Annotated in this window: 23 protein-coding genes; 5 read left to right on the forward strand and 18 right to left on the reverse strand. The window is 64.9% G+C overall.

Features of this window, described 5'->3' with window-relative positions:
* Positions 1-147 precede the first annotated feature (147 nt).
* Positions 148-3,660 (forward strand): transcription-repair coupling factor, encoded by a 3,513-nt coding sequence (gene mfd, locus GTZ99_RS02360; RefSeq protein ID WP_161716664.1) that lies wholly within the window; start codon positions 148-150, stop codon positions 3,658-3,660.
* A gap of 102 nt (positions 3,661-3,762) precedes the next feature.
* On the opposite strand, the gene GTZ99_RS02365 is transcribed toward mfd, so the two are convergent.
* Together GTZ99_RS02365 and GTZ99_RS02370 are read right to left on the reverse strand one after the other, a co-directional pair.
* Positions 3,763-4,071, reverse strand: a complete 309-nt coding sequence (locus GTZ99_RS02365; protein ID WP_161716665.1) for an FAD assembly factor SdhE — start codon at positions 4,069-4,071, stop codon at positions 3,763-3,765.
* A gap of 84 nt (positions 4,072-4,155) precedes the next feature.
* Complete coding sequence (locus GTZ99_RS02370; RefSeq protein WP_161716666.1) at positions 4,156-4,542, reverse strand: host attachment protein; 387 nt, start codon at positions 4,540-4,542, stop codon at positions 4,156-4,158.
* A gap of 218 nt (positions 4,543-4,760) precedes the next feature.
* Between GTZ99_RS02370 and recG the strand changes: the two genes are divergently transcribed.
* On the forward strand, positions 4,761-6,827 hold the full coding sequence (recG, locus tag GTZ99_RS02375) for an ATP-dependent DNA helicase RecG (RefSeq protein WP_161716667.1): 2,067 nt from the start codon (positions 4,761-4,763) through the stop codon (positions 6,825-6,827).
* Positions 6,828-7,069: 242 nt separating this feature from the next.
* Here the strand turns inward: recG and GTZ99_RS02380 are convergent, their stop codons facing one another.
* Together GTZ99_RS02380 and GTZ99_RS02385 are read right to left on the reverse strand one after the other, a co-directional pair.
* Positions 7,070-7,387: a hypothetical protein gene (locus tag GTZ99_RS02380; protein ID WP_161716668.1), complete on the reverse strand. Its 318-nt coding sequence runs from the start codon at positions 7,385-7,387 to the stop codon at positions 7,070-7,072.
* Positions 7,388-7,622: 235 nt separating this feature from the next.
* Entirely contained in the window at positions 7,623-8,558 is a 936-nt protein-coding gene (locus GTZ99_RS02385) for an isopenicillin N synthase family dioxygenase (RefSeq protein ID WP_161716669.1), read from the reverse strand.
* Between the two features lie 102 nt (positions 8,559-8,660).
* Between GTZ99_RS02385 and GTZ99_RS02390 the strand changes: the two genes are divergently transcribed.
* Together GTZ99_RS02390 and GTZ99_RS02395 are read left to right on the forward strand one after the other, a co-directional pair.
* On the forward strand, positions 8,661-9,053 hold the full coding sequence (locus GTZ99_RS02390) for an EVE domain-containing protein (RefSeq protein WP_264960535.1): 393 nt from the start codon (positions 8,661-8,663) through the stop codon (positions 9,051-9,053).
* A gap of 116 nt (positions 9,054-9,169) precedes the next feature.
* Complete coding sequence (locus GTZ99_RS02395) at positions 9,170-9,505, forward strand: hypothetical protein (RefSeq protein ID WP_161716671.1); 336 nt, start codon at positions 9,170-9,172, stop codon at positions 9,503-9,505.
* An 82-nt stretch (positions 9,506-9,587) separates the two neighbouring features.
* Here GTZ99_RS02395 and GTZ99_RS02400 read toward each other — a convergent pair whose 3' ends face one another.
* Positions 9,588-10,898 carry an MFS transporter gene (locus GTZ99_RS02400; protein WP_161716672.1) on the reverse strand — a complete coding sequence of 437 codons (1,311 nt, stop codon included), beginning with the start codon at positions 10,896-10,898 and terminating at the stop codon, positions 9,588-9,590.
* A gap of 143 nt (positions 10,899-11,041) precedes the next feature.
* On the opposite strand from GTZ99_RS02400, the gene pgsA reads away from it, so the two are divergent.
* On the forward strand, positions 11,042-11,635 hold the full coding sequence (pgsA, locus tag GTZ99_RS02405; RefSeq protein ID WP_161716673.1) for a CDP-diacylglycerol--glycerol-3-phosphate 3-phosphatidyltransferase: 594 nt from the start codon (positions 11,042-11,044) through the stop codon (positions 11,633-11,635).
* A gap of 315 nt (positions 11,636-11,950) precedes the next feature.
* Here pgsA and GTZ99_RS02410 read toward each other — a convergent pair whose 3' ends face one another.
* From GTZ99_RS02410 to GTZ99_RS02470, 13 genes are all read right to left on the reverse strand, one after another.
* The gene (locus GTZ99_RS02410) at positions 11,951-12,310 is read right to left on the reverse strand and encodes a hypothetical protein (RefSeq protein WP_161716674.1); all 360 of its coding nucleotides are present in this window, start codon (positions 12,308-12,310) and stop codon (positions 11,951-11,953) included.
* A 405-nt stretch (positions 12,311-12,715) separates the two neighbouring features.
* A complete protein-coding gene (locus tag GTZ99_RS02415; protein ID WP_161716675.1) occupies positions 12,716-14,479 on the reverse strand; it encodes a hypothetical protein in 1,764 nt (587 codons plus the stop codon).
* Positions 14,479-15,549, reverse strand: a complete 1,071-nt coding sequence (locus GTZ99_RS02420) for a protein-glutamate methylesterase/protein-glutamine glutaminase (RefSeq protein ID WP_161716676.1) — start codon at positions 15,547-15,549, stop codon at positions 14,479-14,481. Before GTZ99_RS02420 ends, GTZ99_RS02415 begins: the two co-directional genes overlap by 1 nt.
* A gap of 14 nt (positions 15,550-15,563) precedes the next feature.
* Positions 15,564-16,439: a CheR family methyltransferase gene (locus GTZ99_RS02425; protein WP_320076619.1), complete on the reverse strand. Its 876-nt coding sequence runs from the start codon at positions 16,437-16,439 to the stop codon at positions 15,564-15,566.
* A complete protein-coding gene (locus GTZ99_RS02430; protein WP_161716677.1) occupies positions 16,439-16,966 on the reverse strand; it encodes a chemotaxis protein CheW in 528 nt (175 codons plus the stop codon). Before GTZ99_RS02430 ends, GTZ99_RS02425 begins: the two co-directional genes overlap by 1 nt.
* The gene (locus tag GTZ99_RS02435; protein ID WP_161716678.1) at positions 16,963-18,684 is read right to left on the reverse strand and encodes a methyl-accepting chemotaxis protein; all 1,722 of its coding nucleotides are present in this window, start codon (positions 18,682-18,684) and stop codon (positions 16,963-16,965) included. The genes GTZ99_RS02430 and GTZ99_RS02435 overlap by 4 nt, the downstream gene beginning before the upstream one ends.
* A 144-nt stretch (positions 18,685-18,828) precedes the next feature.
* Positions 18,829-20,649, reverse strand: a complete 1,821-nt coding sequence (locus GTZ99_RS02440; protein ID WP_161716679.1) for a methyl-accepting chemotaxis protein — start codon at positions 20,647-20,649, stop codon at positions 18,829-18,831.
* A 57-nt stretch (positions 20,650-20,706) separates the two neighbouring features.
* Positions 20,707-21,216, reverse strand: a complete 510-nt coding sequence (locus tag GTZ99_RS02445; RefSeq protein WP_161716680.1) for a chemotaxis protein CheW — start codon at positions 21,214-21,216, stop codon at positions 20,707-20,709.
* A gap of 3 nt (positions 21,217-21,219) precedes the next feature.
* Entirely contained in the window at positions 21,220-23,262 is a 2,043-nt protein-coding gene (locus GTZ99_RS02450; RefSeq protein WP_320076620.1) for a chemotaxis protein CheA, read from the reverse strand.
* Entirely contained in the window at positions 23,259-23,627 is a 369-nt protein-coding gene (locus tag GTZ99_RS02455) for a response regulator (RefSeq protein WP_161716682.1), read from the reverse strand. The genes GTZ99_RS02450 and GTZ99_RS02455 overlap by 4 nt, the downstream gene beginning before the upstream one ends.
* Complete coding sequence (locus tag GTZ99_RS02460) at positions 23,624-23,887, reverse strand: STAS domain-containing protein (protein ID WP_161716683.1); 264 nt, start codon at positions 23,885-23,887, stop codon at positions 23,624-23,626. Before GTZ99_RS02460 ends, GTZ99_RS02455 begins: the two co-directional genes overlap by 4 nt.
* Positions 23,888-24,106: 219 nt before the next feature.
* Positions 24,107-24,454: a hypothetical protein gene (locus GTZ99_RS02465; protein WP_161716684.1), complete on the reverse strand. Its 348-nt coding sequence runs from the start codon at positions 24,452-24,454 to the stop codon at positions 24,107-24,109.
* A 184-nt stretch (positions 24,455-24,638) separates the two neighbouring features.
* Positions 24,639-26,675, reverse strand: coding sequence for an acyltransferase family protein (locus GTZ99_RS02470; protein WP_161716685.1), 2,037 nt, complete (start codon positions 26,673-26,675; stop codon positions 24,639-24,641).
* Positions 26,676-26,889 lie beyond the last annotated feature (214 nt).

Below are 26,889 nucleotides of genomic sequence, written 5' to 3' on the forward strand. Positions count from 1 at the left end.
CCCGACGGGGCTGGTTTCCCATGTTGGCGATCCTCGTCTATGGACGGGGACGCATTGTCCCCCGCCCGCCGAATCGGCGCGGCGGGTGGTCTGCTTTGCGCCTGTTCCGCCCGTTTTGATCCCCGTTCTGATCCAAGGCCCCCGTTCATGCCCGATATGACCCGCATCCTGTCCGCCCAGACGCCGCTGACGCTGTCGGGTCTGGCGCGAGGGGCACAGCCGATGGTGCTGGCCGATCTGGCGCGCAGTGTGGGGCATCAGGGGGCGCGCGCGGTGTTCATCGCGCCTGACGATGCGGCGATGCGCGGCATAGCGGACGCGGCCCATGTCTTTGCGCCGGAACTGGAGGTGATCGAGTTTCCGGCATGGGACTGCCTGCCCTATGACCGCGCCAGCCCGGCGCTGACGATCTCCGCCCGCCGTTTGGCCGCCTTGCACCGCTTGCAGCAAAAGGCGGGCGGGCCGCAATTGCTGGTCACCACGATCAATGCCGTGCTGCAACGGGTACTGACGCCGTTCCGCATCCGCGAATCGGTGCGTCTGTTGAAACCGGGGGTGGAGGTTGGCCGCGAGACGCTGACCGGCCTGTTGGCCCGCGCCGGCTATGCCCGCACTGACACCGTGGCGGATGCGGGCGAATATGCGGTGCGCGGCTCGATCTTTGACATCTTCCCCAGTGGGCTGGAAAACGGGCTGCGGCTGGACTTTTTCGGGGATGAGCTGGAGACGCTGCGGCTGTTTGACCCGAATACACAGCGCACCGTTGGTTCGGTCGATCAGCACCTGCTGCTGCCCGCCAGCGAGGCGCTGCTGGATGATGACAGCATCAAGCGGTTCCGCGCCCGCTACCGTGACCGTTTCGGCGCCAATGCCACCGGCGATCCGCTGTATCAGGCAGTCTCAGAAGGGCGGCGTCTGGCGGGGATGGAGCATTGGCTGCCGCTGCTGGAGGACCGGCTGGTCACGCTGTTTGACCACTTGGCGCCGGGCGATCTGGTGGTGCTGGACGGATCGGCGCTACCGGCGGCGGACGAGCGCCTGACCGACATTGCCGATTACCACGCCGCCCGCGCCGAGGCCGGGCAGGGGGCCAAGGGCGTCGCGGCGGGCACGTACCGCCCGTTGACGCCCGAGGCGCTGTATCTGACACAGGACGAGCTGGCCCAGCGCATTGCCGACGCCCGCGCCCACCGCACTGACATCTTTGCCCAGCCGGACAGCGGTTCGGTCATCGACTTTGGCTTTGCCGGGGCGCGTGATTTCGCCCCCGAACGGGCGCGCGGCGACAATGTGTATGAGGCCGCGATCCGCCATCTGTCCGCTTCGGCCAAGGGTGGGCGGCGGGCGATTCTGGCGTGCTATTCCAATGGCAGCCGTGCCCGCATCACCAGCATTCTGGCCGAGGCCGCGCATGAACTGGCCCTGCCTTCGCCCGTGCCTGCCGATGGCTGGCAGGAGGCGCTGGGGCAGGCGGCGCGGGGCCGGGTGGCGGCGGTGGTGCTGCCGCTCGACACCGGCTTTGCCAATGCCGACATCGATCTGGTGACCGAGCAGGACTTGCTGGGCGACCGCCTGGTCCGCCGCAAGAAAAAGCGCAAGTCGGCCGATGCCTTCCTGGCGGAACTGGCCGCGCTGACGCCGGGTGATCTGGTGGTTCACATGGATCACGGCATCGGCCGGTACGAGGGGCTGCAATCAGTGCCGGTCGGGGGCAGTCCGCATGACTGTGTGATGCTGACCTATGCCGGCGGGGACAAGCTGTATATCCCGGTCGAAAACCTCGACGTGCTGTCGCGCTATGGCAGCGACCACGAGGGCGCCGCGCTGGACCGGCTGGGCGGGGAGGCATGGCAAAAGCGCCGCGCCAAGCTGCGCGAACGCATCCGTGAGATTGCCCACGAATTGCTGAAAACCGCCGCTCAGCGGGCGTTGAAGCAGGGCATGGTGCTGAACAGCGATCCGGCCAGTTTCGCGCCCTTTTGCGACCGCTTTCCATGGCAGGAAACCGAGGATCAGGAAGCGGCCATTGCCGATGTGCTGGAGGACATGGCATCGGGCCGCCCGATGGATCGGCTGGTGTGCGGTGACGTCGGCTTTGGCAAGACCGAGGTGGCCTTGCGTGCGGCCTTTGTCGCGGCAATGGCGGGCGTTCAGGTGGCGGTGGTCGCGCCCACCACGCTGCTGGCGCGCCAACACCATCGCGGCTTTGCCGAGCGCTTTGCCGGGTTCCCGTTGAATGTCGGCCGCCTGTCGCGTCTGGTCCCGGACAAGGAGGCCAGCGCCACCCGCGCCGGCCTGACCGAGGGCACGCTGGACGTGGTGGTGGGCACCCATGCGATCCTGTCGAAAAACGTCCAGTTCAAGCGGTTGGGGCTGGTGATTGTCGACGAGGAACAACGCTTTGGCGTCAATCACAAGGAGCGGCTGAAGCAGTTGCGCGCCGACGTCCACATGCTGACGCTGACCGCCACGCCCATCCCCCGCACGTTGCAAATGGCGATGTCGGGGCTGCGTGAACTGTCCACCATCCAGACCCCGCCGGTCGACCGCTTGGCCGTGCGCACCTATGTCATGGAATGGGACCCGGTGGTCATGCGTGAGGCCTTGCTGCGCGAACACCATCGCGGCGGGCAAAGCTTTATCGTCGTGCCCCGCATCAGCGACATGGCCGAGATCGAGGACTGGTTGCACGCCGCCGTGCCCGAGGTGAAATATATCGCCGCCCATGGCCAGATGTCGCCGGGCGAGGTGGAAGAGCGGATGAGCGCGTTCTATGAGCGCAAATATGACGTGCTGGTGTCGACCACCATCGTCGAGAGCGGGCTGGACATTCCCTCGGCCAACACGATCATCATCCACCGCGCCGACCGCTTTGGTCTGGCGCAATTGTACCAGCTGCGCGGGCGGGTGGGCCGGTCAAAGCTGCGCGCCTATGCCTATCTGACAACGCCTGCGGGGCGCGTGCTGAACGAAACGGCGGAAAAGCGGCTCAAGGTGCTGGGCGATCTCGATTCGCTGGGCGCGGGGTTCCAATTGGCCAGCCACGATCTGGACATTCGTGGCGCGGGCAATCTGTTGGGCGATGAACAGTCGGGGCATATCCGCGAGGTGGGCTTTGAACTGTACCAGTCGATGCTGGAGGAGGCCATTCTGGCGGCCAAGGCGGGCGAATTCGGGCTGGAGCGTGAATCGACGCGCGGCCTTTCGCCCCAGATCACCGTTGATGCGCCGATCATGATCCCCGAGGAATATGTCCCCGATCTGGCGGTGCGCATGGCGCTGTACCGCCGCCTGAACGATGCCGAGGACATGGGCGAAATCGAATCGCTCTCGGCCGAGATGATCGACCGCTTTGGCCCGTTGCCCACCGCCACCGCCAATCTGGTGAGTCTGATCCGCATCAAGCGGCAGGCCATCGAGGCGCATATCGCCAAGATCGACGTTGGGCCAAAGGGGACGCTGGTGGCGTTCCACAACGACCATTTCCCCGATCCGGCGGGGCTGTTTGCCTATGCCGCGCGGCTGGAAGGCACGATCAAGCTGCGCCCCGATTCCAAGCTGGTGGTGCAACGCGCATGGGGCGATCCCAAGGCGCGGCTGCATGGCCTGTTGCAGTTGACCAAGGGGCTGAGCGCCATCGCCAAGAAGGCGAAAAAGTAAGCGCCAAGAAGGCGAAAAAGTGAGTGCCAAGAAGGCGAAAAAGGCATGAAAAAGGGGCGGTGCCGCATGGCATCGCCCCGTTCCTTCGCCCATCAGGTGGGGTCAGCGGCCCTCGAACCCGGTGGGGCCGTTGCGCACGTCGACATAGTCCAGACGGCAAAAGGCTTCCATCATCGGCCCCTGATATTCGGCCGGAATCGACAGCGTGCCCAGCGCCCAGCCCATGATGTCGACGTCCTCTTCCTCGATCATGGTTTCAAACCACGTCAATTCCGCGTCCGACCATTTGGCGTGATAGGCGTCGAAAAAGCCGCCGATCATGTAATCCGCCTCACGCGTGCCGCGATGCCAGGCGCGGAAACGCAGGCGCTTGATACGGGCTTCGTTGGCGGCGGTGGTGCTGTCGGTCATGGCCAATGCGCCTAGGCCAAGCGGAGCGCCAGATCAACTCTCCAGCGCTCCGCCGCCCCTGCCACCTCTCTGGCAAGAAGCCCTTTACCGACCGCGCAGCTGGGCCAGAATCTCCGACCCCTTGCGGCCCGACAGATCCTTGGACACCTCGCCCAGCAACGCCTTTTCCAGCGGCTTGGTGTAATGCTTGCGCAATTCGCCCATCGCGCGGGGCGGAGCGATCACCACCAGATGCTCGATCCGGTGGCCCTGCACTTCATGCGCCAACCATTCGACGGCGGCGATGGCGTGCGAATCCTCGGTCATGGTTGCGGTGGAGCCATGATGGCTGCCGGCCGAATGATTGTGCGTGTCCAGCTTGGGCGCGGGCAGATCGGTCAGTTCCGGGGTCGCCTCGTCGCCGCTGTTGCGAAACAGGTGGAAATTGCGGCCATCGATGACGGCGATGACGGTGCCATGGGGCAAAAGCATTCATGTTCTCCATTGCTTGTCAGCAAGGAATGCCCGGTTTGGGGGCTTTCCCTGCCCCACCCGGACCCTCTACCGCCCGGGAGGTCCATAGGGCGCGCTGTTGGGCAGATTTTCCATGCGCTGAGTCAATTCGGCGGAAATTTGGCGGTTTTTGTCGGGGAAGCGGGCGCGGCAATGGGGTGGCGAAACGCGCGCGCTGGGCTAAAGGCGGATGCACTATGCGTCCCGATCTGCTCAACCCCCTGTTTGTCGAAGCCGCCAGCCTGAAGGGCGTGGGGCCGGGGGTGCAGCGTCCGCTGGACAAGCTGGGGCTGACGCGGGTGCGCGATCTGGCCTACCATCTGCCCGACCGTTTCGTGCATCGCCGCGTGGTTGCCTGCCTGTCCGAGGCCACCGTGGGCGAACAGGTGGTGATCCCCCTGACCCCGGTGGAATATCGCGGCGGGGGATCGGCCCGCGCGCCCTTTCGCGTCATGGCCGAGGACGCGGCGGGCGCGGTTTGCGCCCTGACCTATTTCGGGCGCAATTCGGGATGGGCACGCAAACAATTGCCGCTGAATGAAAAACGCTGGGTGGCGGGGCGGCTGGATCAGTTTGGCCCATCCTTGCAGATCGTCCACCCCGATCACGTCAACCCACAGGGCGAGGGCCAGAGTCTGGGCCAGTTGACCGAGCCGGTCTATCCTCTGTCCGAAGGCTTGACGCAGGGGCGGCTGACGGCACTGATCGCGCAGGCATTGACGCATTTGCCGCAATTGCCCGAATGGATCGATCCGGCGCTGGTCGAACGGATGGGCTGGCCCGACTGGCACACCGCCATGACGCAGGCCCATCGGGGGGAGCACAAGGAGGCCCGCGACCGGCTGGCTTATGACGAATTGCTGGCCAATGCGCTGGCGCTGATGCTGGTGCGCAGCCGCAACCGCCGCGCCGCGGGGCAGGCGCTGGTGGGCGACGGGCGGCTGCGGGCGCGTCTGGCCTTGCCGTTTCAACTGACCGGCGCGCAAACGCGCTCCATCGCCGAGATTGAGGGCGATCTGGCCCAGTCTGCCCCCATGCTGCGCCTGTTGCAGGGCGATGTGGGCAGCGGCAAGACGGTGGTGGCGCTCTCCGCCCTGTTGATCGCGGTGGAGGCGGGCACGCAGGGCGCGCTGTTGGCTCCGACCGAAATTCTGGCGCGTCAACATTACGACACGCTGCGCCGCATGGCCGCGCCGACCGGCGTTACCATTGCCCTGCTGACTGGCCGTGACAAGGGCCGCGCGCGTGAGGCGATCCTGATGGGCCTGCTGGACGGCAGCATCGACATTGTGGTGGGCACCCACGCCATTTTTCAGGAGGCGGTGCAGTACCGCAATCTGGCGATGGTGGTGATTGACGAACAGCACCGCTTTGGCGTGGGCCAGCGGTTGAGCCTGACGCAAAAGGGCCGCCGCACGCCTCATTGTCTGGCGATGACCGCCACGCCCATCCCGCGCACGCTGACCCTTGCCCAATATGGCGAGATGGACGTGTCCAAGCTGGACGAGCTGCCCCCCGGCCGGCAGGCAATCGACACGCGGGTGGTGGCAGCGGAACGGCTGGACGATGTGGCGGCGGCCCTGTCACGCCATTTTGCCACGGGGCAGCAGGCCTATTGGGTGTGCCCCATGGTGCGCGAAAACGAGATGGCCGATTTGGCTGCGGCCGAGGCTCGCCATGCCGAACTGGCCGCGCGTTTTGGCGATGACGCGGTGCTGGTGCATGGCCAGATGCGGCCAGAGGCCAAGGACGCGGCCATGGAACGCTTTGCCAGCGGGGCGGCCAAATTGCTGGTGGCGACCACCGTGATCGAGGTGGGGGTGGATGTGCCCAACGCCACGCTGATGGTGATCGAGCAGGCCGAACGCTTTGGTCTGGCGCAGTTGCACCAATTGCGCGGGCGGGTCGGGCGCGGCAGTGAAAAATCCACCTGCCTGTTGTTGCGCGGGGATGGCTTGAGCGAGATCGCCCGCGAGCGTCTGGCGCTGATGCGTGAGACGCAGGACGGGTTCCGTCTGGCCGAGGAAGACCTGCGGCTGCGCGGCGGCGGCGAATTGTTGGGCACGCGGCAGTCGGGCGACACGCCTTTTCGGGTGGCGACGCTGGACCAGATCACCCGCCTGTTGCCCATCGCCCATGACGACGCGCGGTTGCTGGTCGAACATCAGGGCGGGCTGGACAGCGCCCCGCGCGCCGATGCCGCCCGCGTGCTGCTGTACCTGTTCGAACGCGACTGGGGCGTGCAACTGTTGCGCGGGGGGTGATTTTTTGCGTGCTTGGGGAAGGGGCCTCCGGCGGGTTAAGGGTGTTACACCCTTAACAATCCCCATAATGTCTGCGTTGATGTGTGGGGTCGGCGTGGCGTGAAGCTGCGGCGTGGATGCGGGCTATACCGCTTCGCGGAAAAGAAGTGGGCCTTGCGGATGCGGTGTCAAAGCTGCCGTTGCCAGTGTGGCAACAAGCGCCCAGTTGCTGACATCGCCTGCTGAACGGTTGCGGACTATTATTACAGGAACTCTCGCCTCAAAGCTTTTACAAAGCGGCCAAAATCCATATCCGCTCCCGGAAAAGCAAACTCTGCAAATATTGGGGTGAGTTGTGCCCGGCTCCAATCTTTGGACATCGATAGAATGGCGAGCATTGAGGCTCTGCTTAGCTCGTTCCATCTCTCAAAGCGCGGGCGACACCAACACTTGGCGATCCGGTCGAGCCCCTCCTCGGAGGAAGGGGCAAATTGCGCGAGAATATTTGCCTCACCATCGGAAAGCACATTGACGTCAACGTCGCCTAGCCAGACTCCAAGATCGTAGGGTTTGTATTTCATGTACCCACTCTGTTCCATCTAAGGGCAGCTTCCTAGCATTTTCAGCCGTAGCTAGCGTTGCGCGACCTCCGCTCTCCCAACCTTTCGGCCATACCCTCGTCGCGAAGCGGCCCTCAATTCCCGCCACGCCGCGCCCCCGCGCAAGGCTGCGGAAAACCACCGACGCCGACATTCCCGGGATTGCAAAGGGCGATTGCCCTTTGCCCGCCGGAGGCACCACCGCCCCCGAACACCCCTATTTCTTCAGCCCGATCTCCCGCAGGCGCTCGTTCAGATAGTCATCGGCCGTGATCGACACCGGGTAGCGGTCGGGGTTTTCCGCCGACACGCATTGCGGGAACGTCTTGAACCAGAAATCGCTGCGCAGATGCAGGAAGAACGGCATCGAATAGCGGCTGTGCGCGGCGCGCTGCGCATCGGGGTTGCGCACGCGGTGGGTGGTGCTGGGCAGCACGTGGTTGGTCAGCCGTTGCAGCATGTCGCCGATGTTGATGACCATGGCGCCGGGCGGCACGGCCACGCTTTTCCACGTCCCGTCCTTGGCCAACAGCTCCAGCCCGGCTTCCTCGGCGCCCAGCAGCAGGGTGATCAGGTTGATGTCCTCATGCGCGCCGGCGCGGATCGCGCCATCGGTCGCGCCCTCGATCGGCGGGTAGTGCAACAGGCGCAGGATCGAATTGCCCTCGGCGATTTCGGGATCAAACCAATGCGCGTCCAGCCCCAGATGCACCGCGATGCGCGACAGGATCGTCGCGCCCGCCGCGTCAAACGCGGCATAAAGCGCGCTGAACACCTCGTGAAAGCCTTCGGGGCGGTCGGGCCAGACATTGGCGGGCATGCTGTCGGCCAGCGCGCTGCCGGGGGCCAGATCGCGGCCCACATGCCAGAATTCCTTCAGGTCGTGGCGGTCGGCGCCCTTGGCGATTTCGGTCTTGAACGGGGTATAGCCGCGCTGGCCAAAGATTTCGGCCTTGTAATAGCGCCGCTTTTCTTCCTCGGGCAGGGCAAAGAACGCCTTGTTCAATTCCCAGCCGCGCGCGATCAGATCCGCGTCGATGCCGTGATCGCGCACCATGGCAAAGCCGAAATTGCGGAACGAGGCGCCAATCGCGGCGGAAAAGCTGGCGGGATCATCAGTCAGTGAAAGAACGGGAATGGCAGCGATATCCATGGGGTGGTCCTGTGTGGTTTAAGGCGTTATGGCCGCCTGAATGCTGCCTGTTTAGGCGATTTGGGACCAATGCGCATGACCAAAATCAAATCCCTTTGGCTGATGAAATCGGAACCCGATGTCTATTCGTATGACGATCTGGTGGCCGAGGGCGAGGGCACCTGGGACGGGGTGCGCAACCACCGCGCCGCCAACAATCTGCGTGCGATGCAGGTGGGGGATCTGGCGTTTTTCTACCATTCGAACATCGGGCTGGAGATCGTCGGGATCGTCGAGATCAGCCAGTCGGGCCTGCCTGATCCCACTGACGAAACCGGCCGCTGGGCCTGCGTCAAGGTGAAGCCCGTGCGCAAGCTGAAGCGCACCGTCAGCCTGAAGCAGATCAAGGCCGATCCCGCGCTGGCCGAGATGGAGCTGATCCGCCTGTCGCGCCTGTCGGTGGGGGTGGTTTTGCCAAACGAATGGGACCACATTCTGGCCCTGTCCGAGGCATGACGCGGGCGCCGCGCATTGTCCCACAATGGGGCGGCGCGCGGCTTGTCGCAATTCGGGACGGATTAACCAAATCGGCATGGTTTCGGGCTGGTAAACAAATCCTTAAGCCCGACTGCATGAGAAGAGCGCTGGTCCTTGGCGATGAGGTCGCCCGTCACCCCTTTCGGCAAACCCTGCCGGCCCACATCCGCACTGACGCGGCGCCGGTGACTTTGCGCCCCGCGCCAGAGCTGAGCCACAGCGAACGTATGGGCGAGGCGGCGCGCCATGCGGGTGATGAATTGCGCGGCAGCTTTGCTCGGCATGGGCATGCGGTCTATCACGCATTGTTCCGCCGCTGGCGCATTCACCGCTCACAGCGCCAACCGATGCGGCTGACGATGCAGGACGGGCGCGATTTCCTGCTGGCCTATTGCGCCTGTTTTCTGGCGATCAGCGCGTTTATCTGGTAATACGCACACCACAGGGCACAGCAAAAAGGGGCGCGCCGATCATCCGGCGCGCCCCTTTTGCGTTGGTGTCAGAGTGGGAAGGTCAGCCTGCGACCGCCGCCTTTTCCGCGCGATACAGCAGCCAGCCCAGCCACGCCGAAATGAGGCACATCCCTGCTGCCATCAGCAATTGCTGAACCGCCGAAATGCCCGCCGCCGACAGAGCCACCGCCAGCGCCGCGCCCACCACCATTGCGCCCGAGTTGACGATGTTGTTGGCAGCGATCGTGCGGGCGGTCTGCGATTTGTCGACAAAGGTCGTCAGGAAGGCATAGAGCGGCACGACGAACATGCCGCCTGCCACCGCGATCCCGCCCAGCGTGCCGACCAGCATCCACATTTGCGGGTGGTGGATAAAGCCTTGGATGTCCATCAACTGGCCACCGGGCAGCGCCTGCCAAAGCCCGCAGACATGTTCGAACGCGACGATGAAACAGCCCATTACCAGCACCGAAACCGGCGAATAGCGCGCCGAGACCTTGCCCCGCAGCAGCGCGTTGATCGATACCGACCCCAGCGCCACCCCGATCGAGAAGATCACCAGAAACAGGCTGGCGACTTCCTTGCTGGCGCACAGCACGTTTTTGGCCAGCAGCGGGAATTCGATGAACAACACCGCGCCGACCGTCCAGAAAAAGCTGATCGCCAGAATGGCCAGAAACACGCGGCGGTCATGCATGGTGTTGCGCACCAGTTGGACGGGCGCGCGCAGCAGGTGGTAATCCAGCGGTTCGGCGGCGATCACGGGCGGGGCCGCGGGCACCTGTCGCCCAGCGAAATAGCCGATCACCGCCACGCCCACGACCAGGCCTGCGGCCCATTCCACCGGGACGAACCCGGCCAGAATCGTGCCTGCCAGAATCGCCAGATAGGTCCCCGCCTCCACCAGTCCGGTCCCTGCCAGCACTTCTTCCTGTTTCAGGTGTTGCGGCAGGATGGCGTATTTGATCGGCCCGAAAAAGGTCGAATGCACCCCCATGCCCAGCAGCGCGGCCAGCATCAGCGGCATCGCCAAAGCGTGCACCAGAATGCCTTTCCAGGCCAGCAACAGCCCGGCAGCGCCCACGCTCATGATGCCGATTTCGGCCAGTTTGACGTAACGGACGATCATCGCCTTGTCGCGCATGTCGGCCAATTGGCCCGCCAGCGCCGACAACAGGAAAAACGGCAGGATGAACACGCCCGACGCAACGCCGGAAAAGGTCGCCTCGTCCTTTTCGGAATTGAACACGCCATAGACCATGAAGAACACCATCGCGTTCTTGAACAGGTTGTCGTTGAACGCCCCCAGCGCCTGCGTCACGAACAGCGGCAGGAAACGGCGCCGACGGAGCAGATGTGTCGATGTGGTCATGTGTGTGCGCTTACCCTTTGGTGTCCGAGGGCTTGCGCCACCGGGCCTCTCTTGCGGGTTGTCCTAGCGTGTGAATTGTTACGGGCAAGAGGCATTCGCCGTGTCTTTTTCGCACAGCGATTAGGCGCTATGGCGATTCGGCCATGCTGACATTGCCCAACCTGCTCACCCTGTCGCGAATCGTCACCGTTCCGGTTCTTGTCTGGCTTTTATGGTGGCCAGAATGGCGCCTTGGCTATCTGGTGGCCTTTGGCGTCTATTCGCTGATGGGGGTGACCGATTATTTCGACGGCTATCTGGCCCGCGCGCAAGGCGCCGTCAGCAAGCTGGGCGTGTTTCTGGACCCCATTGCCGACAAGATCATGGTCGCCGCCGTGATTCTGGTGCTGACCGCCAAGGGCGTGCTGACCGGCCCCTATGTGGATGAATTGCATGTGATTGCCGGGCTGATCATCCTGTTGCGGGAAATCGCGGTATCGGGTCTGCGCGAATTTCTGGGCGGCATTCAGGTGTCGGTGCCGGTGTCCAAACTGGCCAAGTGGAAGACGACGTTCCAGATCATTTGCCTTGGCGCGCTGATTCTGGGGCAGGGGATGCCGTGGTGGACCCTGACGCTGGGTGGGTTCACGTTCAACCTGCCGCATACGGTGGGGCTGACCACGCTGTGGGCGGCGGCGGGTCTGACGCTGATCACCGGCTGGGATTACCTGCGGGTTGGTTTGAAACACATGGATTGAGGGGGCGTTCCCCCCACCCCTTCCAGACGATTCATCCCGGCTGGATTCGGCGTCTGGCGGTAACGTCGATCTGCGTCACGCGGGGCTTGGGCGTTGCCGTGCATGGGCAGGAATGCCTGCGCCCTGACCAAGTGCAGCTATGGCCTTGGCGTGTGGATTTTGTTGTCAATGACTACAATAAGGCGGCGTTATCGGCGCATCAACACGGCGCATCGTGCCTGCGCGCAAGGCGGCCAATAAAAAAGGCCCCCGGTGTGAACCGGGAGCCCTTTTTATGTCAGTGGCCAACCGTGTCAGCCGACCACGCGTCCCCGCTTAGCAGGTCGAGTTGGCGTAGTTGCACTGTTTGAAGGTATTGTTGATCGTCAGCCCCAAGGTGGTCGCCGACGATACTACGGTGAAGGCCGTGACGGGGTTGATGGGGGGCGGCGGCGACGGCTGCCCGACCAAGCTGCCTGCGCCCTTGGGCTTGAGCAAATCGGCATTGGAGCTCGAGACGGCGCAGGCGCGCTTGGCAGCGGCGGTCTTGGCCGCGGCTTCGCACCGGGCAACAGCCGCGACGGCGGCCAGATTGGTACGGGCGGTGGGCAGAGCCTGTGCCGAACGGGTATCGGAGGCAGCCCCCGGAACCGTCAGGCTCGACGCCGCCAAAGCGATCAGCAGATGAGTAGCCATGAGGATGTCTCCATGAATTGATGGATCAGTACATACACGTATTTGCGTGCTCCCGTCTATATGGAGAACGTAAATTTTTCCGCAGATGCGAGAGGTTTTTTGGTGTGCAAGGCGGGTGAGATGGCACCTGTTTGGTAATTCATGGGCGTGAATTGCGCCGGATGTCGCTGTCGTGGTGGCCGTTCGGGGTATTCAGGTATTTGAATGAAAATGGTTCTTTGGTTGTTGGCCATCCATGCCGGCCGCCGGTGAGGGGCATCCGGGCAATTGCCGCATGATAGGGGCATTGTCGTGCGGCAATGGGCCGTCACGCGGGCGTGACAAGGCGCGGTGCCTAGCGTCTTGGCTGAATGGGTTCGTAATTTGCTTAGTGAGCAACCGTATTGGTGGTTTTTGGTGCGGCGCTCAGAACAGACCGTCCTCGTCGGTGTCCGCGTCGGCATCATTAGAATCAAACAGGCCATCCTCGTCCGCCGCCGTTGCGTTGGCGGGGGCCCACTTGCTGGCCAGGACGGGCGCCGCCAGCCCCATGCCCGGCGGGCAGAACCGGGCGTGTACCTCGCGCTCGGCGGCCATGGTGTAAAGCGCGCTGATCCGGGTCAGCGCCTGCCGCAGCCAGTCGCAGGCGCCATCCTGGTCCAAAGCGGCGGGGGCCGCGTCGATGGCTTGGCTCAACTGGGCCAATTGCCCGCCCAGCGACAGGTCCTGCGCGACGCCATCGGTCGCCACGTCCAGTTCCTCCAGCAGCGCGCGGGTGCGTGCGCCCTGCGCGTCCATCGACTGGTTGCCGCGCTCGACGGCGGCGCGCACCACCTGCAAGGCTTCGGCCAGCACCACGCCCAGATCCGTGTTCAGGCTGGTTTCGTCGCGCAGCCGCAAATGGTCGTTCAACATGCCGAATTCGGCGATCGCGCCGTCGATGTTGTTGGCGATTTCTTGTAATACTTTGGCCTGTTGCGCGACTTCGACGGCGATGACGGCCACGGCTTGCCCTGCCTCGCGCTCGCGGCGGCACAGCAGGCGGGTGTTGATGGCGATTTCTTTGACGTCGCGCACGATCTGGTCGATGCTTTCCAGGCGCAGGCGCAGGTCCTCGATGCCTTCGCCGATACATTGCGCCATTTCACCCGACCGCGCCACGCTGGCGCGCAGGTCGCCGGTCATGCGGTCGATGTCGACGATGCGGCCTTCCAGATCGCGCAGCGCCTCGCCGCCTTCGGCCCCTTTGGTCAGCCCCGCGCCACTGCGCGCCAGTTGGGCCAGGTCGGCGCTGGTGCGGGTCAGCCGTTCCAGCGATCCGGTCAATTGCCGCGCCTGTTCGGTGTAATCGCGCCCGGCCATGGCGATCTGCGCCGAAATCAGCGCGGCCACCCGCGCGGCCGATGCCATGCCCGCAGGCGCCCCGCGCAGCACGTCAATCGCGCCCACTGCGTGTTCGATGCGTTGGCGGGTGCTGTCGGCCACCTGAATGGCGGTCAACACGCCGCCCACGGCCATTTCGACATCGCGGGTGATGCGCATCAAGGCCGCCGCGCTACCTGACACGCGCTCGACATGCGCGCCCAGCCGGTCGGCGCAGCGCTGGATGTGGACGGGCACGCCATCGCTGCCCGATGATTGGCTGGCCAGCAGGTTGGCGTCCACCTTGCGCACCTGGGCGACGCTGGCGGTGATCGCGCTCAGGCGCTTGGCGAATTGGGACAATTCAGCCTCGCCGATTTTCAACCGGCTGCTCATGTCATCGACAAAGATGCGGAAATTGCCGCCAGCCCCGGCGATTTTGATGTTCATGCCATAGATGCCCAGCATCACGAGCATCTTTTGGATATCGGCCACCTGTCCGCGCAACTGGGTCGAGATCGTCGCCACCCGGCCCAGATCGGCATCGCGCGCGCGCAGGGCGGTGGGCATTTGCGCCAATTGCTCTGCCGCGTTGCGCAGATGCGACACTGCCGCCCCGGCCTGTGTGGGGGACAGGGCTTCGGCGGTTTCCTCCAGCCCCGAGAGCAGGGTGCGGATGCTGTCGACCGAGCGGGCCAGCGCCTCACCGCTGTGGACGAAACGCTGGTCCAGACCGGCGGCGATCTGCGCCAGTTGCGTGCGTGCATCGCCCAGCGCCAGTTGCGGCTCGTCGTCAAAGGCGGTGTAGGGCAGGGGGAGAGAGGCCATCAGCGGTTCGCCATCAACAAGAGGTCGCGCGCGATGTGCGACAAGGGAGAGATTTTCTCGGCAGCACCGGCCGCGATTGCCTCGCGCGGCATGCCAAACACGACACAACTGGCCTCGTCCTGCGCGATGGTGCGCGCGCCGGCCTGCCGCATTTCCAGCAAGCCCTTGGCGCCATCATCGCCCATGCCGGTCATGATCACGCCCACAGCATTGGCCCCGGCATTGCGCGCGGCCGACCGGAACAGCACATCGACCGAGGGGCGGTGGCGCGAGACCAGCGGCCCTTCCTTGACCGAGACGACATAGCGCGCGCCCTGGCGTTCCAGCATGGTGTGGCGCAATCCGCCCGGCGCGATCAGCACATGGCCGCGCATCACCGTGTCGCCGTCCTCGGCTTCCTTGACGTCCACCTCGCACAAATCGTTCAGGCGGCGGGCAAAGGCGCGGGTAAAGCTTTCGGGCATGTGCTGGACCACGACGATGCCGGGGCTGTTGGCGGGCAGCGCCTCCAGCACCTCGCGCAGGGCCTCGGTGCCGCCGGTGCTGGCGCCGATGCACACGACCATTTCGGTGGTGCGGCTCATCGCGCGGCCGGTGGGCGGAGGCAGCACCGCGTCGGCCGACAGCTTGGGCGGGGGCGTGCGGATTTCGTGGTGCGGGCGGCTGCGCGGGCGGGCGCGGGCGGCGGCGCGCACGGTGTCGCGGATGCGCTGGTGCGCCTCCATCAACGAATCAGCCACCCCCATGCGCGGTTTCAGGATGATGTCCACCGCGCCCGCTTCCAGCGCCTGAAACAGCGTCTCGGTGCCCTCTTCTACTAAAGAGGAACACATCACCACCGGGACCGGGCATTGCGCCATCAGTTTGCGCAGGAAGGTGATGCCGTCCATGCGGGGCATTTCCACGTCCAGCGTGATGACATCGGGCACGCGGTCGCGGATCAGCCGGGCGGCAACGATCGGGTCGCTGGCGGTTTGGACGTCAAAGTCGGGATCGGCGCTCAGGATGGTGGTCATCGCCTGGCGCACGCTGGCGCTGTCGTCGATTACCAGGGCATGGATACGTGCCATCTGTTCCCCCTCCCTTATGGCCGCTGGTACACGGTATTGCCCAGCGCGGTCAGGCCAACGCCTTCACCGGCGGCCGATTCCGCGTGGCCCAGAAACAGATAGCCGCCCGGACGCAGGCATTGCGCCAATTGCGAAACGACCTTGCGTTGGGTGGCTTTGTCGAAATAGATCAGGACGTTGCGGCACATGATGATGTCCATGGGATCACCCACCGGATAGGCCGCGTCGCACAGGTTCAGCCGGGCAAACCCCACCGCCGCGCGCAGATCGGCAATCACCCGCCCCTCCTGCCGCTTGGGCGCCGAGGCCTTGAGCACATAGCGCTGGCGCAGGGCCACCGGCACGTCCTGCAACATCTGCCAGGGATAGACCCCGCGCCGGGCGGTCTCCAGCACATCGGTGTCGATGTCGGTGGCCAGCAGGCCAAAATTGGGCCCGCCATGCGTTTCGGCAAACTGGTCCAGCACCATCGCCAGCGTATAGGGTTCCGCCCCCGTCGAGCACGCCGCGCTCCACACCCGCACCGCCTGTTGCCCGCGTGCCAGAAAATCGGGCAGGACAACTTCGCGGATGAAGTCGAAATGGGCCGGCTCGCGAAAGAAATCGGTCTTGTTGGTGGTGACGGCATTGATCAAATGCGTCATCTCGCCGTTTGCCCGCCCTTCGCCAAAGGCCCAATCTGTGTAATCGTCCAGTGTTTCATGGCCGGTTTCACGTATACGACGGCGCAGGCGGCCCTCCAGCAGGGTTTGTTTGGAATGCGGCATCAGGATGCCCGCCTGGCTGCGGATAAAGTCGGACAGACGTTCGAAATTCGCTGGCGAAAGGCCCGGCATGGCTTCGCCGCCGGGATCGGCAATGTTGATCGAAAGGGGGGCGTTACGTGCCATCAGTGCGTAGCCGCCGAATCGTTGTGCGCCAAAATCGGCAAATCGGACCCGTCGCCAAAGATCGCGCCCGCATCCAGCAGCACGACAAAGCCGCTGTCGCGCCGCATCACCGCGCGGGCATAATCGGCCTGCCAGCGGCTGCCGACTTCGGGCAGGCGCTCGATCACGGCGGGGGCAAAGTCGCAGACATCCACCACCCGGTCGACCAGCAACGCCACCGGCACGGGCGCGCCGGTCCCGCCCTGCGGCAGGTCGATCACCAGCACGCGGGTGGCCAGCGTGACCTCTGTCAGGCCCAGCCCCAGCCGCAGCCCCAGATCGATCACCGGCATGGATGTCCCGCGCACATCGATGATCCCCAGCACCCATTCGGGCGCGCCGGGCATGCGAAAGGCGGGCGTATGGTCCAGGATTTCGCGCACCATGGTCACCGGCAGGGCAAAGCTTTCGGCGCGCAGGCCGAAAACCACAGCCTGAACTCCGGCCTGTGTGGCGTTGTCAAAATGGGCGTGTGTGGTCGCGTTCATGCCACTTTCCCGAATTCGGCGTCCTCGGCATCGGGGCCGCCGGTGCTAAGATCCAATGCAAAGCCGCGCACGCGGGCCTGTTGATCCGCGATCGAGCCGCTGCGTGCGGTGGAGAACGTGGCGCGCGCGGGCTTGCGGCGGGCGGGCGCTGCGGTGCGGACAGGGCCCTCGGCCGCGCGCCGGGCGGGCGCGGGAGCGCTGTTCCAGGCGGGCGTGCCGTGCTGGTTGCTGTCAATGCGGAAGAAGCTGATATTGTGCTGCAACTGTTCGGAACGGTCGGACAGCGCCTCGGAGGTGGTGGACACCTGTTCGGACGCGGCCGAGTTCTGCTGCGTCACCGCGTCCAGTTGCTGGATCGCCTGATTGATCTGGGCCGCGCCGATGTCCTGTTCGCGGCAGGCGGCGCTGATTTCCGACACCAGTTCGGCGGTGCGGCGAATGTCGGGCACCAGGCGGGTCAGCATTTCGCCCGCATCGGTCGCGGCGGCAACGGTGCTGGCCGATACGGCGCTGATTTCGGCGGCCGCGCTCTGGCTGCGTTCGGCCAGTTTGCGCACTTCGCTGGCCACCACGGCAAAGCCCTTGCCATGCTCGCCGGCCCGCGCCGCCTCGACGGCCGCGTTCAGCGCCAGCAGGTCGGTCTGACGGGCGATTTCCTGCACGATGCCGATCTTTTCGGCAATGGTGCGCATGGCGCTGACGGCGTTCTGCACCGCGTTCCCGCTGTTTTCCGCGTCGCGCGCCGACTGGCGGGCGATTTTTTCGGTTTGCGCGGCATTGTCGGCGTTCTGCTTGATGTTGGCGGCCATCTCCTCCATCGAGGCGCTGGCTTCCTCGGCGCTGGCGGCCTGTTCGGTGGCGCCCTGCGACATCTGGGTCGCGGTGGCCGACAATTGGTGGCTGCCGGCGGCCACATGCTGGGCCACATTGGCCGTTGTGCCCAACACATCGCGCAGGCGCAGCGTCATCTCGTGGATCTTGTTCATCACCTCGCCGATTTCATCGTCGCGCGGCGTGGCCACATCCTGTGTCAGATCACCATTGGCCACCGTGTCGACCGCGTGGATCACATCATGCAGCGGGTTGACCGCCAGGCGGCGCATGAACATCACCAGCCCGATCACCATCGCCGGGATCAACAAAGCCATGACCGCCAGGAACCCGACCACCAGGGTCAGCGTCGAGGAGGCATTGGCCTCGATCTCGCCCTTGCGGCGATTGGCCAGCGTGGTCATCGCGTCGATCTGCTGGCGCTGGGTGGTGTACAGCTTTTCCAGCCGGTCGAAACTGGCGCGCATGGCGGCGCGGTCGCCCTTTTGCGCGGCGGGCAGCAGGCTGGTGTCGACTTCCTGCCAATATTGGTTGGCGGTAGCGACCGACTGGCTTTCGGCCTGGGTCAGGATATCCTGATCCAGCGCCGAGTTTTTCCAGCCTTGCGCGCCATCGCGGAACTGCTTTTCCAACCGGGCGAATTCATCGCGGTGGAAGGCATAGTCGTCCGGCCCGACCAGCAGCGAGGCCGCGTTCATCTGTGGTTCGACCAGATATTGCGAGGGCGGCAGAATATCGGCGATATACAGGTTGATCAGGTCGCTGCGGGCCTGCAACGGGCCGCCGATGCGGATGCGGTTCAGGCCAAAGCCGGAAATCACCATCGTCAGCAGGATCGCCGCGACCACCACGGCGCCCCCAATGGCACTTTTTTTCTTTATGCTCATCATGGGCAATAACTTTCCAGTGCGGGCCGCCAGCACCATCACTGGGCGGTGGCTGATCTGTCGCGCTTGTCAGGAGAGCATGGCACAGAGGCTTCAAGGCTTGCCCCATGCCCTCCTAGGCAACAGTGCGTATTTGGAGCGGGATCAGGCGACCTGGCCGAACTCGCTGTCTTCGGCATCGGGGCCGCCGTTGTTCAGATCCAGCGCAAAGCCGCGCACCCGGGCCTGTTGATCCGCCACCGATCCGGCGCGGCTGGGCGCGGGGGCGGGAGCGGCCATCGGCGGGCGCGCCTTGGCCCGGCGCGCGGCAGGGGCGGCGGCGCGCGGCGCGGCGCGGGTGACGGCTACAGGGCGGGCATTCGACAGGCGGAAATAGCTGATGTTCTGCTGCAACTGGTCCGACCGGTCGGACAGGGCCTCGGCGGTGCTCGACACTTCCTCGGACGCGGCCGAGTTCTGTTGCGTCACGCTGTCCAGCTGCTGGATGGCCTGATTGATCTGGGCCGCGCCGATGTCCTGTTCGCGGCAGGCGGCGCTGATTTCGGCCACCAGTTCGGCGGTGCGGCGGATGTCGGGCACCAGACGGGTCAGCATCTCGCCTGCTTCGGTCGCGGCCGACACGGTGCTGGCCGACACGCTGCTGATTTCGGCGGCCGCGCTCTGGCTGCGTTCGGCCAGTTTGCGCACTTCGCTGGCCACCACGGCAAAGCCCTTGCCATGCTCGCCGGCCCGCGCCGCCTCGACGGCCGCGTTCAGCGCCAGCAGATCGGTCTGGCGGGCGATTTCCTGCACGATGCTGATCTTTTCGGCGATGGTGCGCATGGCGCTGACGGCGTTTTGCACCGCGTTCCCGCTGATCTCGGCATCGCGCGAGGACTGGCGGGCGATCTTTTCGGTTTGCGCGGCATTGTCGGCGTTCTGCTTGATATTGGCGGCCATCTGCTCGATCGAGGCGCTGGCCTCTTCGGTGCTGGCGGCCTGTTCGGTCGAGCCTTGCGACATCTGCGTCGCGGTGGCCGACAATTGCTGGCTGCCGGCGGCGACCTGCTGGGCGACATCGGCGGTATTGCCCAGCACCTCGCGCAGGCGTTCGACCATTTGCACCAGCGCATGGCCCAGCTTGTCGCGGTCGGACAGCGGCTTGTGGTCGCGGGTCAGATCGCCATTGGCGATGGTTTCTGCCAGATCGGCCGATTTGCGCAGGTTGTCGGCCATGCTGTTCACCTGATCGATCAGGTCGCGGATTTCGTCATTGCCGCTGACCTGCACCTGCGTGTCCAGATCGCCTTCGGCAATCAGCGCCAGCGCTTCACCGGCCCGCTTGAGCCCGTTCGACACCGTCAGCGACACCCAGATCGCGCCCGCGATCCCCACCATTACGGCAAGCCCCGAGCTGATCATCAGGATGTTGCGCGATTCAGCATAGAGGACGTTGGTGCGCTCGTCGGCCTCCTTCAGCCCGGCGTCGGTCATGGCGATGATCTCGCCAGCGTCGGTGGCGATGTCGTCGATCAACTCGCGCGATTTGCCCATCGACAGGGCCGCGGCCTCGGCATTCTTGTTGGCGCTGGCCAAACGGTTGATCTGGTCATTGACCTGGGTAAAGGCGGCCCACTTTTGCTGCAGGCCCGTCCACAGCGGCTTGCCCTTGTCATCGGTCAGGGTCATCCCCTGCGTCAGCAATTGCTGCACCTCGCCGCGCGCTTTCATCATTTCGTCGGCAAAGCGGGCGGTGGCCACCAGATCATCGGTCAGCGCCATGTTCTTTTCCTGTAAGGAGACATGGTTCACCTTGCTTTGCACATGGCGGGCCAGTTCAAGCCGTTTGACAGGACCGGCAATGATGTCGGTGATTTCGCTGTTCAAACTGTTCAGACGCGAAATCGACAGCGCGACGATGCTGACCAGAATGACGATCAGGATCGTGAAGATGGCTGCCAGTTTCAGCTTGATAGTGGCGCGCATGACAAAGGACTCCGGCGGGAAATACGGAAATACGGAAATACGGAAATAGGCGGCGGATCAGGCGGAAAGGGCGAAATCGGCGGTATCGCCCGCGCCCTTGAGGCAGCGGCCAAAGATGCGCACCAGATCAGGCACCAGCAGCACGTCGCCCGCGCGGCGCACCATCGTGCGCACATTTTCGCGCGGCCAGCTCAGCCCCAGTTCGGGCGGCGGTTCGGCGTCCTGCCGCGACAGGCTGGTGACTTCGTTGACGCGGTCGGTCGACAGGCCGATCAACACCGGCTCGTCGTCCAGATTGATTTCGATCACCACGATGCGGGCGTCAGGGCCGGGCGGCGTATGCGCCATGCCAAAGGCCATGCGCAGATCCGCCAGCGGGATCACCCGCCCGCGAAAATTCACCACCGCTCCCACCAGCGGTTCAGATCCGGGCACATGCGTTACCGGCAGCGGATCAAGGATCTCGCGCACCAGCGTTGCCTCCAGAGCAAAGGTTTCGCCGCCGATGTCAAAGGTCAAGGCTTCGAGCGTGCCGTCTTCGGCCCAATTGATCACGGTTTTGTCCATGGCTTATCCGGCGGCGCGCAGCCGCTCCTCCTTGGGGCTGGCAACGTTCAGCAGGTGGCCGATGTCCAGGATCAGCGCGACGGTGCCGTCGCCCAGAATGGTCGCCCCGGCAAAGGCCGAGGCCTGATGCTGCAAGGGCGACATCGACTTGATGACGGTCTGGTGGCTGCCGATGATCTGATCGACCACCAAACCAACGCGGGTGTCGCCGCTGGCGACCACGACCACCTTTTGGAACAGGTCGGCCACCGCGTTGGGCGAGAACATCTCACGCAAACGCAGGAACGGCACCAGACGGTCGCGGATGGTCAGCAGGTTGCGCCCGCGTGAGCGGCGGTCGTCCTCCCCGCTCAGTTCCAGACATTCCTCGACCGCCGAGAGCGGGATGACATAGACCTGTTGCCCCACCCGCACCAGCAGGCCTTCGACAATGGCCAGCGTCAGCGGGATGCGCAGGGCGATTTCGGTGCCTTGGCCCGCGCGGCTCTGCACCTCGATCTGGCCGCGCAGCATTTCGATCGTGCGCTTGACCACGTCCATGCCCACGCCGCGGCCCGACAGGTTGGTGACCTGCGCCGCGGTCGAGAAACCGGGGTGGAAGATCAGTTGCATGATGTCCTGTTCGGACACGGTGGCGTTGGGGTCGATCAGACCCTGCGCTTCGGCCTTGGCACGCACGCGGGCGGTGTCGATGCCGCGCCCGTCGTCGGCGATGGTGATCACCACCTGACCGCCCGCCTGATGTGCCATCAGCCGCACGGTGCCACTGGCCGGCTTGCCACTGGCGGCACGCGCGGCCGCGTCTTCCAGCCCGTGGTCGCAACTGTTGCGGATGATATGGACCAGCGGATCGAACAGGCGCTCGACCACGGTCTTGTCCACTTCGGTCGTTTCGCCTTCGGTGACCAGTTCGATGCCCTTGCCGGTTTCGCGCGCCAGATCGTGGACCAAGCGGCGGAAACGGCTGAACAATTGCGACACCGGCACCATGCGCAGCACCATCGTGGTGGACCGCAGGTCGCCGGACAGACGCTCCATTTCCTCGGCCACGGAACGCAGCGCCAGATCATCGGACAGCCCCGCCAATTGTGACAGGCGGCTTTGCGCGATGACCAGTTCGCCCACGCGGTTCATCAGCTCGTCCAGACGGTCGGCGGGCACGCGCACGGTTTCGGCCATGGCGGCGGCTTGCCGGGCCATCGGGTCGGCCCCGCGCGGACCGCTGTCGGCGGGCGCGGCTTCGGCATGGTCGGGCAGGGCGGGGACATTGATCGCTGGGGCGGCAGGGGCGGGCGCGGCGTCCGCGACCGGGGCAGAGGTTTCCGCAGCCGGGGTAGGGGTTTGGACCTCACTCATCGCGCCCTCCTCGGCCAACGGGACCAACGACATGTCCATGTCATCGGCCATGAACAGAAAGACATCTTCGATCTGATCGCGGGAAATCGGTCCGACCAGCGTGATGTCCCAGCCGATGTAATATTCACCCAGATCCAGATCACACAGCGGGGGGATGGCATCGGTCAGGGCCATCACCCGCGCGTCGCCCATGTCGGCCAGTTCGGCCAGCATCGAGAGCGGTTGCGCCCCTGTGCCCAGCGCGCCGGGCGGCAAGCGGAATGTCAGATGCCAGCCCGACTGGCCTTGTGGCAGGGCGACAGGCGCGTCGATAAAGCTGGCCGCCTCCATGGCTTCGGACAGGTTGCCCAGAATGGCGCGTCCGCGCGATTCATTGGCGTCACCGGCCAGAATGGCCCGCATATGGTCGCAGGCCGCCAGAATGACCGAAACCAGTTCGCCGGTCGCGGGCACGACATTCTTGCGCACCTTGTCAAAGGCGGTTTCGCATTTGTGGGTGAAATCGGCCAGTTCGTTGAAACCGAACATGGCACCCGATCCCTTGATCGTGTGCAGCCCGCGAAACACCGCGTCGACCAGATCGCCATTACCCAGGTTTGAACCCAGGTCCAGCAGCGCCTGTTCGGTCTGGTCCAGTACGTCTTCCGCCTCGACCAGAAAGGCGGTGATCTGTTCGTCCTGATCGCTCACCGGCCCAGCACCCGCTTGGCGGTCTTGATCATCTGGTCGGGCTGGAACGGCTTGACCAGCCATCCGGTGGCGCCGGCTGCCTTGGCCTGTGCCTTGATGCCATCGTCGCTTTCGGTGGTGACAAAGATGATCGGCACGCCCGCCTGATTGGGCAACTTGCGGATCTCGCGGATCATCGAGAGGCCATCCATGCGCGGCATGTTCAGATCGGTGACGATCATGTCGAACCGGGCCTGACGCGCCTTGGCCAACCCTTCGCTGCCATCGGCGGCCTCGGTGACGGTATAGCCCGCGCCGGTCAGCGCGATGCGCATGGCCAGACGCACGCTGGCGCTGTCATCGACGGTCAGGATCGAGGCGGTCATTGGGGGTCTCCGTTAAACCAGAAAGCGCGCAGGGCCGGATCGGCCGCATGATTAAAGCCCGCCAGCTTGAGCGTGTTGCGCAGGCAGGCGGGGGTCGGTTCGGCAAGGGTAAAGGGTTGGCCAGTGCCCACCGCCTGACGGCGGGCGGATTCGATCAACTGGATCGCGGCCAGATCGATCCGCGTCACGCCGGTCAGATCCATCTCGATCGGCGCGTCCTGCGCCAAAGCGTCCAGCAGCTGCGCGCGTATCGTTTGCATGCAGCCAGCGTCCTGTACGTCGGTCAATGTCAGGCGCATCAGAATTTCCCCAGTCCGTTGCCGGATGGGGGTATATGTCAGGCGCAATTTACAGTTGCCGAGGCGATATCTATGGGAAGCGCCGTAGTTTAGGCCGATATTTGGCAGGCAACCGCATCGCCGCGCGCGCAATCGTGGTGCGCGCCGGTTTGTTCAGGGCGATAGGTGCCGTCCGGTCCGTCAGCGCAGCGGTTCCAGCAGCGCCAGATCCACCTCGCGCTGGGACAGGGCGGTGGCCGCCGCCTCCCGCGTGGGATAGGCGCATAGCTGCGTGGCCAGTCCCATGCTCTGGCTCAACCGTTGGGCATAGGCGCGTTGGCGTGCGGGCCAGCGATCACTGTCGGACAGGCAGTCGGCGCGGGCCGGGCCAATCACCGCAACGCGCAGGATGCGGGCGCCATCGGCGGCGCGGGCCTTGTCCACCTGTGCGTCACAGCCCGCCAGGAAAAACAGACCAATGGTCAACAACGCGATGAACGCCGAATGTGCGATGATATAGCCGTATGTTCCGAGTGCCGCTTTCCTCATGCCGGACTCCAGCGGGGCTGCGAATCGCTGCCCAGTTATGTCGCGTTGCAATATGATCACGTATTTCCCTCTATGGGAAGATGGGGCTTAAAACGAATTGATGTAAATTGCTTGTTTGGTTTGTTTAATACTTGGGTATCACCTGTCATTTTCCGTTTTGGTTATTTGATGCATGTGTTTTGTATTATTTCGCCATGGCTGCATGATGGATCACCGCCGCCACGGACGGCGCGACCAGCCGCGACCCGTCATCCGACAGATGTACGCGGTCGCGGTACAGCAATTGCCCTTGGCGCATGGCCGGGCAGGTGTGCCCCGCGCACAGCCTATCGCCCAGATCCATCAGCGTCACGCGGTCGAGCCCGGCCACCGCGGCGCGCACCCAGCCGGCATAGGCCGCCCGCGCCGTTGATGGCGTGGCCGCGCAAGGGTGGGTGGGGGCGGCGTGGATGGGGCGCAGGCCGTTCAGGCAATCGGCGATTTCAAAATCCATGCGCTGATTGGGCAGGACGATCACCACCGCCTTGCCCGCGCTGGTCAGCCGCTCCACCGTTTCGCGCAGGCGGGCGGTGAACAGGGCGCGGGCCTGATCGACACTGTTGGCGGGGACCACATTGCCGCCGCGCCGGTCGGTGATGGCGTGCATCGCGCCCGGCTGTGTCAGCGCGTCGCCGTTCACATAGGACAGCACCACCACCCGGACGCTGGGCGTCTGTGCCGCATGGTCCAGCGCCTGATTGGTCAACCGCCAGTTGTTCAGGCGCGTGGTGTCGAACCGCTCGGTCGTGGTGGTGTCATACAGCGGCGCGGCCTCGCTGGCTGCGGCGACCAAGACGTTCATGTCCCCCCGCGCCGCCAGCCCCGGAAACAGTGAGAGGTTGAGCGAATCGCCCACCAGCATCACGTCTGCCGCCCGCCCCGGATGGGCGATATAGCAAAAGTCGTTCTCACCCCCGCGCAGCGCGGCGCGTTCGGGCATCAGCGCGCGACAGGCGGCGATCTGCGCCGGGCTGCCCACGGGGATCTGCCATTGCAATTGCCGGGCCGCCGCCGCGCTGGTGGCCGATGTGGCCGAACGCCCCCCGCCATAGCCCACCGCCAGCCCGCCGATCCCCAGCAGCGCCATCGCGCCCAGCAGGCCCCATGTCTTGACCGTACCGTGTCCGCCGTGGCGCAGGGGTGGTTCAACCCAGCGGGCGGTGGCCCATGACAGCGCCACCGCGATCCCCACCGCGCCTGCCATCGCCCCCGGCCCGGTAAAGCCTGATGTCCGCGCCAGCACCAGCACCGGCCAGTGCCACAGATACAACGGATAGGAGATCCGCCCCAGCCACACCATCGGCGGCAGTGACAGCGCCCAGCGGTTGGCGCAGCCCTGCGGCCCCGCGCCGATCAGCATCACCCCCGCCAGCACCGGGGGCAGGGCGCTCCACCCCGGAAAGGGCACGCGCTGCGTGATCCAGATCAGGCTGCCGGCCAACAGGGCCATGCCGCCCAGCGACAGGCCATGGCCTGCCCATCCGCCATCGGACAGCCGCCAGCGCCGCGCGGCATAGGCCAGCCCCGCGCCTGCCAGCATTTCCCAGAACCGGGGCGTGGGCCAATAGAACGCCGCCGAGGCGTCCACCCGCATCAGATGTACCGCCTGCGCCAGCGAGGCCAGCAGGGCCACGCCCAGCACCCAGCCCGCGCGCCCCATCGCGCCATTTCCCCGCCGCCAACCAAATGCCGCCGCCAGCGCCAATGGCCACAGGATGTAGAACTGCTCCTCGACCCCCAGCGACCACAGGTGCAACAGCGGTTTGACGTCGCTGTCCGCGTCGAAATAGCCGCTTTCACCATACAGCACGATGTTACTGACAAAGCCGGCCGCCGCGCCGACATGGCGGCCCAATTGCTGGAAGTGGTCGTCGAACAATTGCAGCCAGCCCGCCGCCAGCGTCACCCCCGCCACCAGGACCAGCGCGGGATAGATCCGCCGCACGCGCCGCGCGTAGAACCCGGCAAAGCTGAACCGCCCCGCCGCCAGATCGTCCAGAATGATCCCGCTGATCAAATAGCCCGAGATGACGAAAAAGATGTCCACCCCGACAAAGCCACCAAAATCGCGCCGCCAAAAGGCATGGAAGGCCACCACCACCCCGACACAGATCGCCCGCAACCCGTCGATATCGGGGCGATAGGCGTGGGTTTTGGGCGCGGGCTGGGCGGGGCTGGACATGGTTTTGCCTTGGCGCGGGGCGGGGCGATTGTCCAGATCAGCCACCCCGCCACACCCCCCAATCCCAAAGCGGCACGGATTAATTGACCCCTGTGTGAATTCAGGGGGTGGCGCATTTGGGCAAACACGTCTAAGGGGCGGCGCTTCTGGCAGGGTCGAACGGATAGCGACAGGCCGGAATCGTCAGGCGCGTGAAGGACTGCGCCTGCTCTAC

The sequence above is a fragment of the Novosphingobium ovatum genome, from assembly GCF_009909235.1.
GTDB classification, from domain to species: domain Bacteria; phylum Pseudomonadota; class Alphaproteobacteria; order Sphingomonadales; family Sphingomonadaceae; genus Novosphingobium; species Novosphingobium ovatum.

What these genes read in the sequence shown, in the direction of transcription:
- mfd (WP_161716664.1), top strand. Translation starts at nt 148, where the DNA reads ATGCCCGATATGACCCGCATCCTGTCCGCCCAGACGCCGCTGACGCTG.
- GTZ99_RS02365 (WP_161716665.1), bottom strand. Translation starts at nt 4,071, where the DNA reads ATGACCGACAGCACCACCGCCGCCAACGAAGCCCGTATCAAGCGCCTG.
- GTZ99_RS02370 (WP_161716666.1), bottom strand. Translation starts at nt 4,542, where the DNA reads ATGCTTTTGCCCCATGGCACCGTCATCGCCGTCATCGATGGCCGCAAT.
- recG (WP_161716667.1), top strand. Translation starts at nt 4,761, where the DNA reads ATGCGTCCCGATCTGCTCAACCCCCTGTTTGTCGAAGCCGCCAGCCTG.
- GTZ99_RS02380 (WP_161716668.1), bottom strand. Translation starts at nt 7,387, where the DNA reads ATGAAATACAAACCCTACGATCTTGGAGTCTGGCTAGGCGACGTTGAC.
- GTZ99_RS02385 (WP_161716669.1), bottom strand. Translation starts at nt 8,558, where the DNA reads ATGGATATCGCTGCCATTCCCGTTCTTTCACTGACTGATGATCCCGCC.
- GTZ99_RS02390 (WP_264960535.1), top strand. Translation starts at nt 8,661, where the DNA reads ATGAAATCGGAACCCGATGTCTATTCGTATGACGATCTGGTGGCCGAG.
- GTZ99_RS02395 (WP_161716671.1), top strand. Translation starts at nt 9,170, where the DNA reads ATGAGAAGAGCGCTGGTCCTTGGCGATGAGGTCGCCCGTCACCCCTTT.
- GTZ99_RS02400 (WP_161716672.1), bottom strand. Translation starts at nt 10,898, where the DNA reads ATGACCACATCGACACATCTGCTCCGTCGGCGCCGTTTCCTGCCGCTG.
- pgsA (WP_161716673.1), top strand. Translation starts at nt 11,042, where the DNA reads ATGCTGACATTGCCCAACCTGCTCACCCTGTCGCGAATCGTCACCGTT.
- GTZ99_RS02410 (WP_161716674.1), bottom strand. Translation starts at nt 12,310, where the DNA reads ATGGCTACTCATCTGCTGATCGCTTTGGCGGCGTCGAGCCTGACGGTT.
- GTZ99_RS02415 (WP_161716675.1), bottom strand. Translation starts at nt 14,479, where the DNA reads ATGGCCTCTCTCCCCCTGCCCTACACCGCCTTTGACGACGAGCCGCAA.
- GTZ99_RS02420 (WP_161716676.1), bottom strand. Translation starts at nt 15,549, where the DNA reads ATGGCACGTATCCATGCCCTGGTAATCGACGACAGCGCCAGCGTGCGC.
- GTZ99_RS02425 (WP_320076619.1), bottom strand. Translation starts at nt 16,439, where the DNA reads ATGGCACGTAACGCCCCCCTTTCGATCAACATTGCCGATCCCGGCGGC.
- GTZ99_RS02430 (WP_161716677.1), bottom strand. Translation starts at nt 16,966, where the DNA reads ATGAACGCGACCACACACGCCCATTTTGACAACGCCACACAGGCCGGA.
- GTZ99_RS02435 (WP_161716678.1), bottom strand. Translation starts at nt 18,684, where the DNA reads ATGAGCATAAAGAAAAAAAGTGCCATTGGGGGCGCCGTGGTGGTCGCG.
- GTZ99_RS02440 (WP_161716679.1), bottom strand. Translation starts at nt 20,649, where the DNA reads ATGCGCGCCACTATCAAGCTGAAACTGGCAGCCATCTTCACGATCCTG.
- GTZ99_RS02445 (WP_161716680.1), bottom strand. Translation starts at nt 21,216, where the DNA reads ATGGACAAAACCGTGATCAATTGGGCCGAAGACGGCACGCTCGAAGCC.
- GTZ99_RS02455 (WP_161716682.1), bottom strand. Translation starts at nt 23,627, where the DNA reads ATGACCGCCTCGATCCTGACCGTCGATGACAGCGCCAGCGTGCGTCTG.
- GTZ99_RS02460 (WP_161716683.1), bottom strand. Translation starts at nt 23,887, where the DNA reads ATGCAAACGATACGCGCGCAGCTGCTGGACGCTTTGGCGCAGGACGCG.
- GTZ99_RS02465 (WP_161716684.1), bottom strand. Translation starts at nt 24,454, where the DNA reads ATGAGGAAAGCGGCACTCGGAACATACGGCTATATCATCGCACATTCG.
- GTZ99_RS02470 (WP_161716685.1), bottom strand. Translation starts at nt 26,675, where the DNA reads ATGTCCAGCCCCGCCCAGCCCGCGCCCAAAACCCACGCCTATCGCCCC.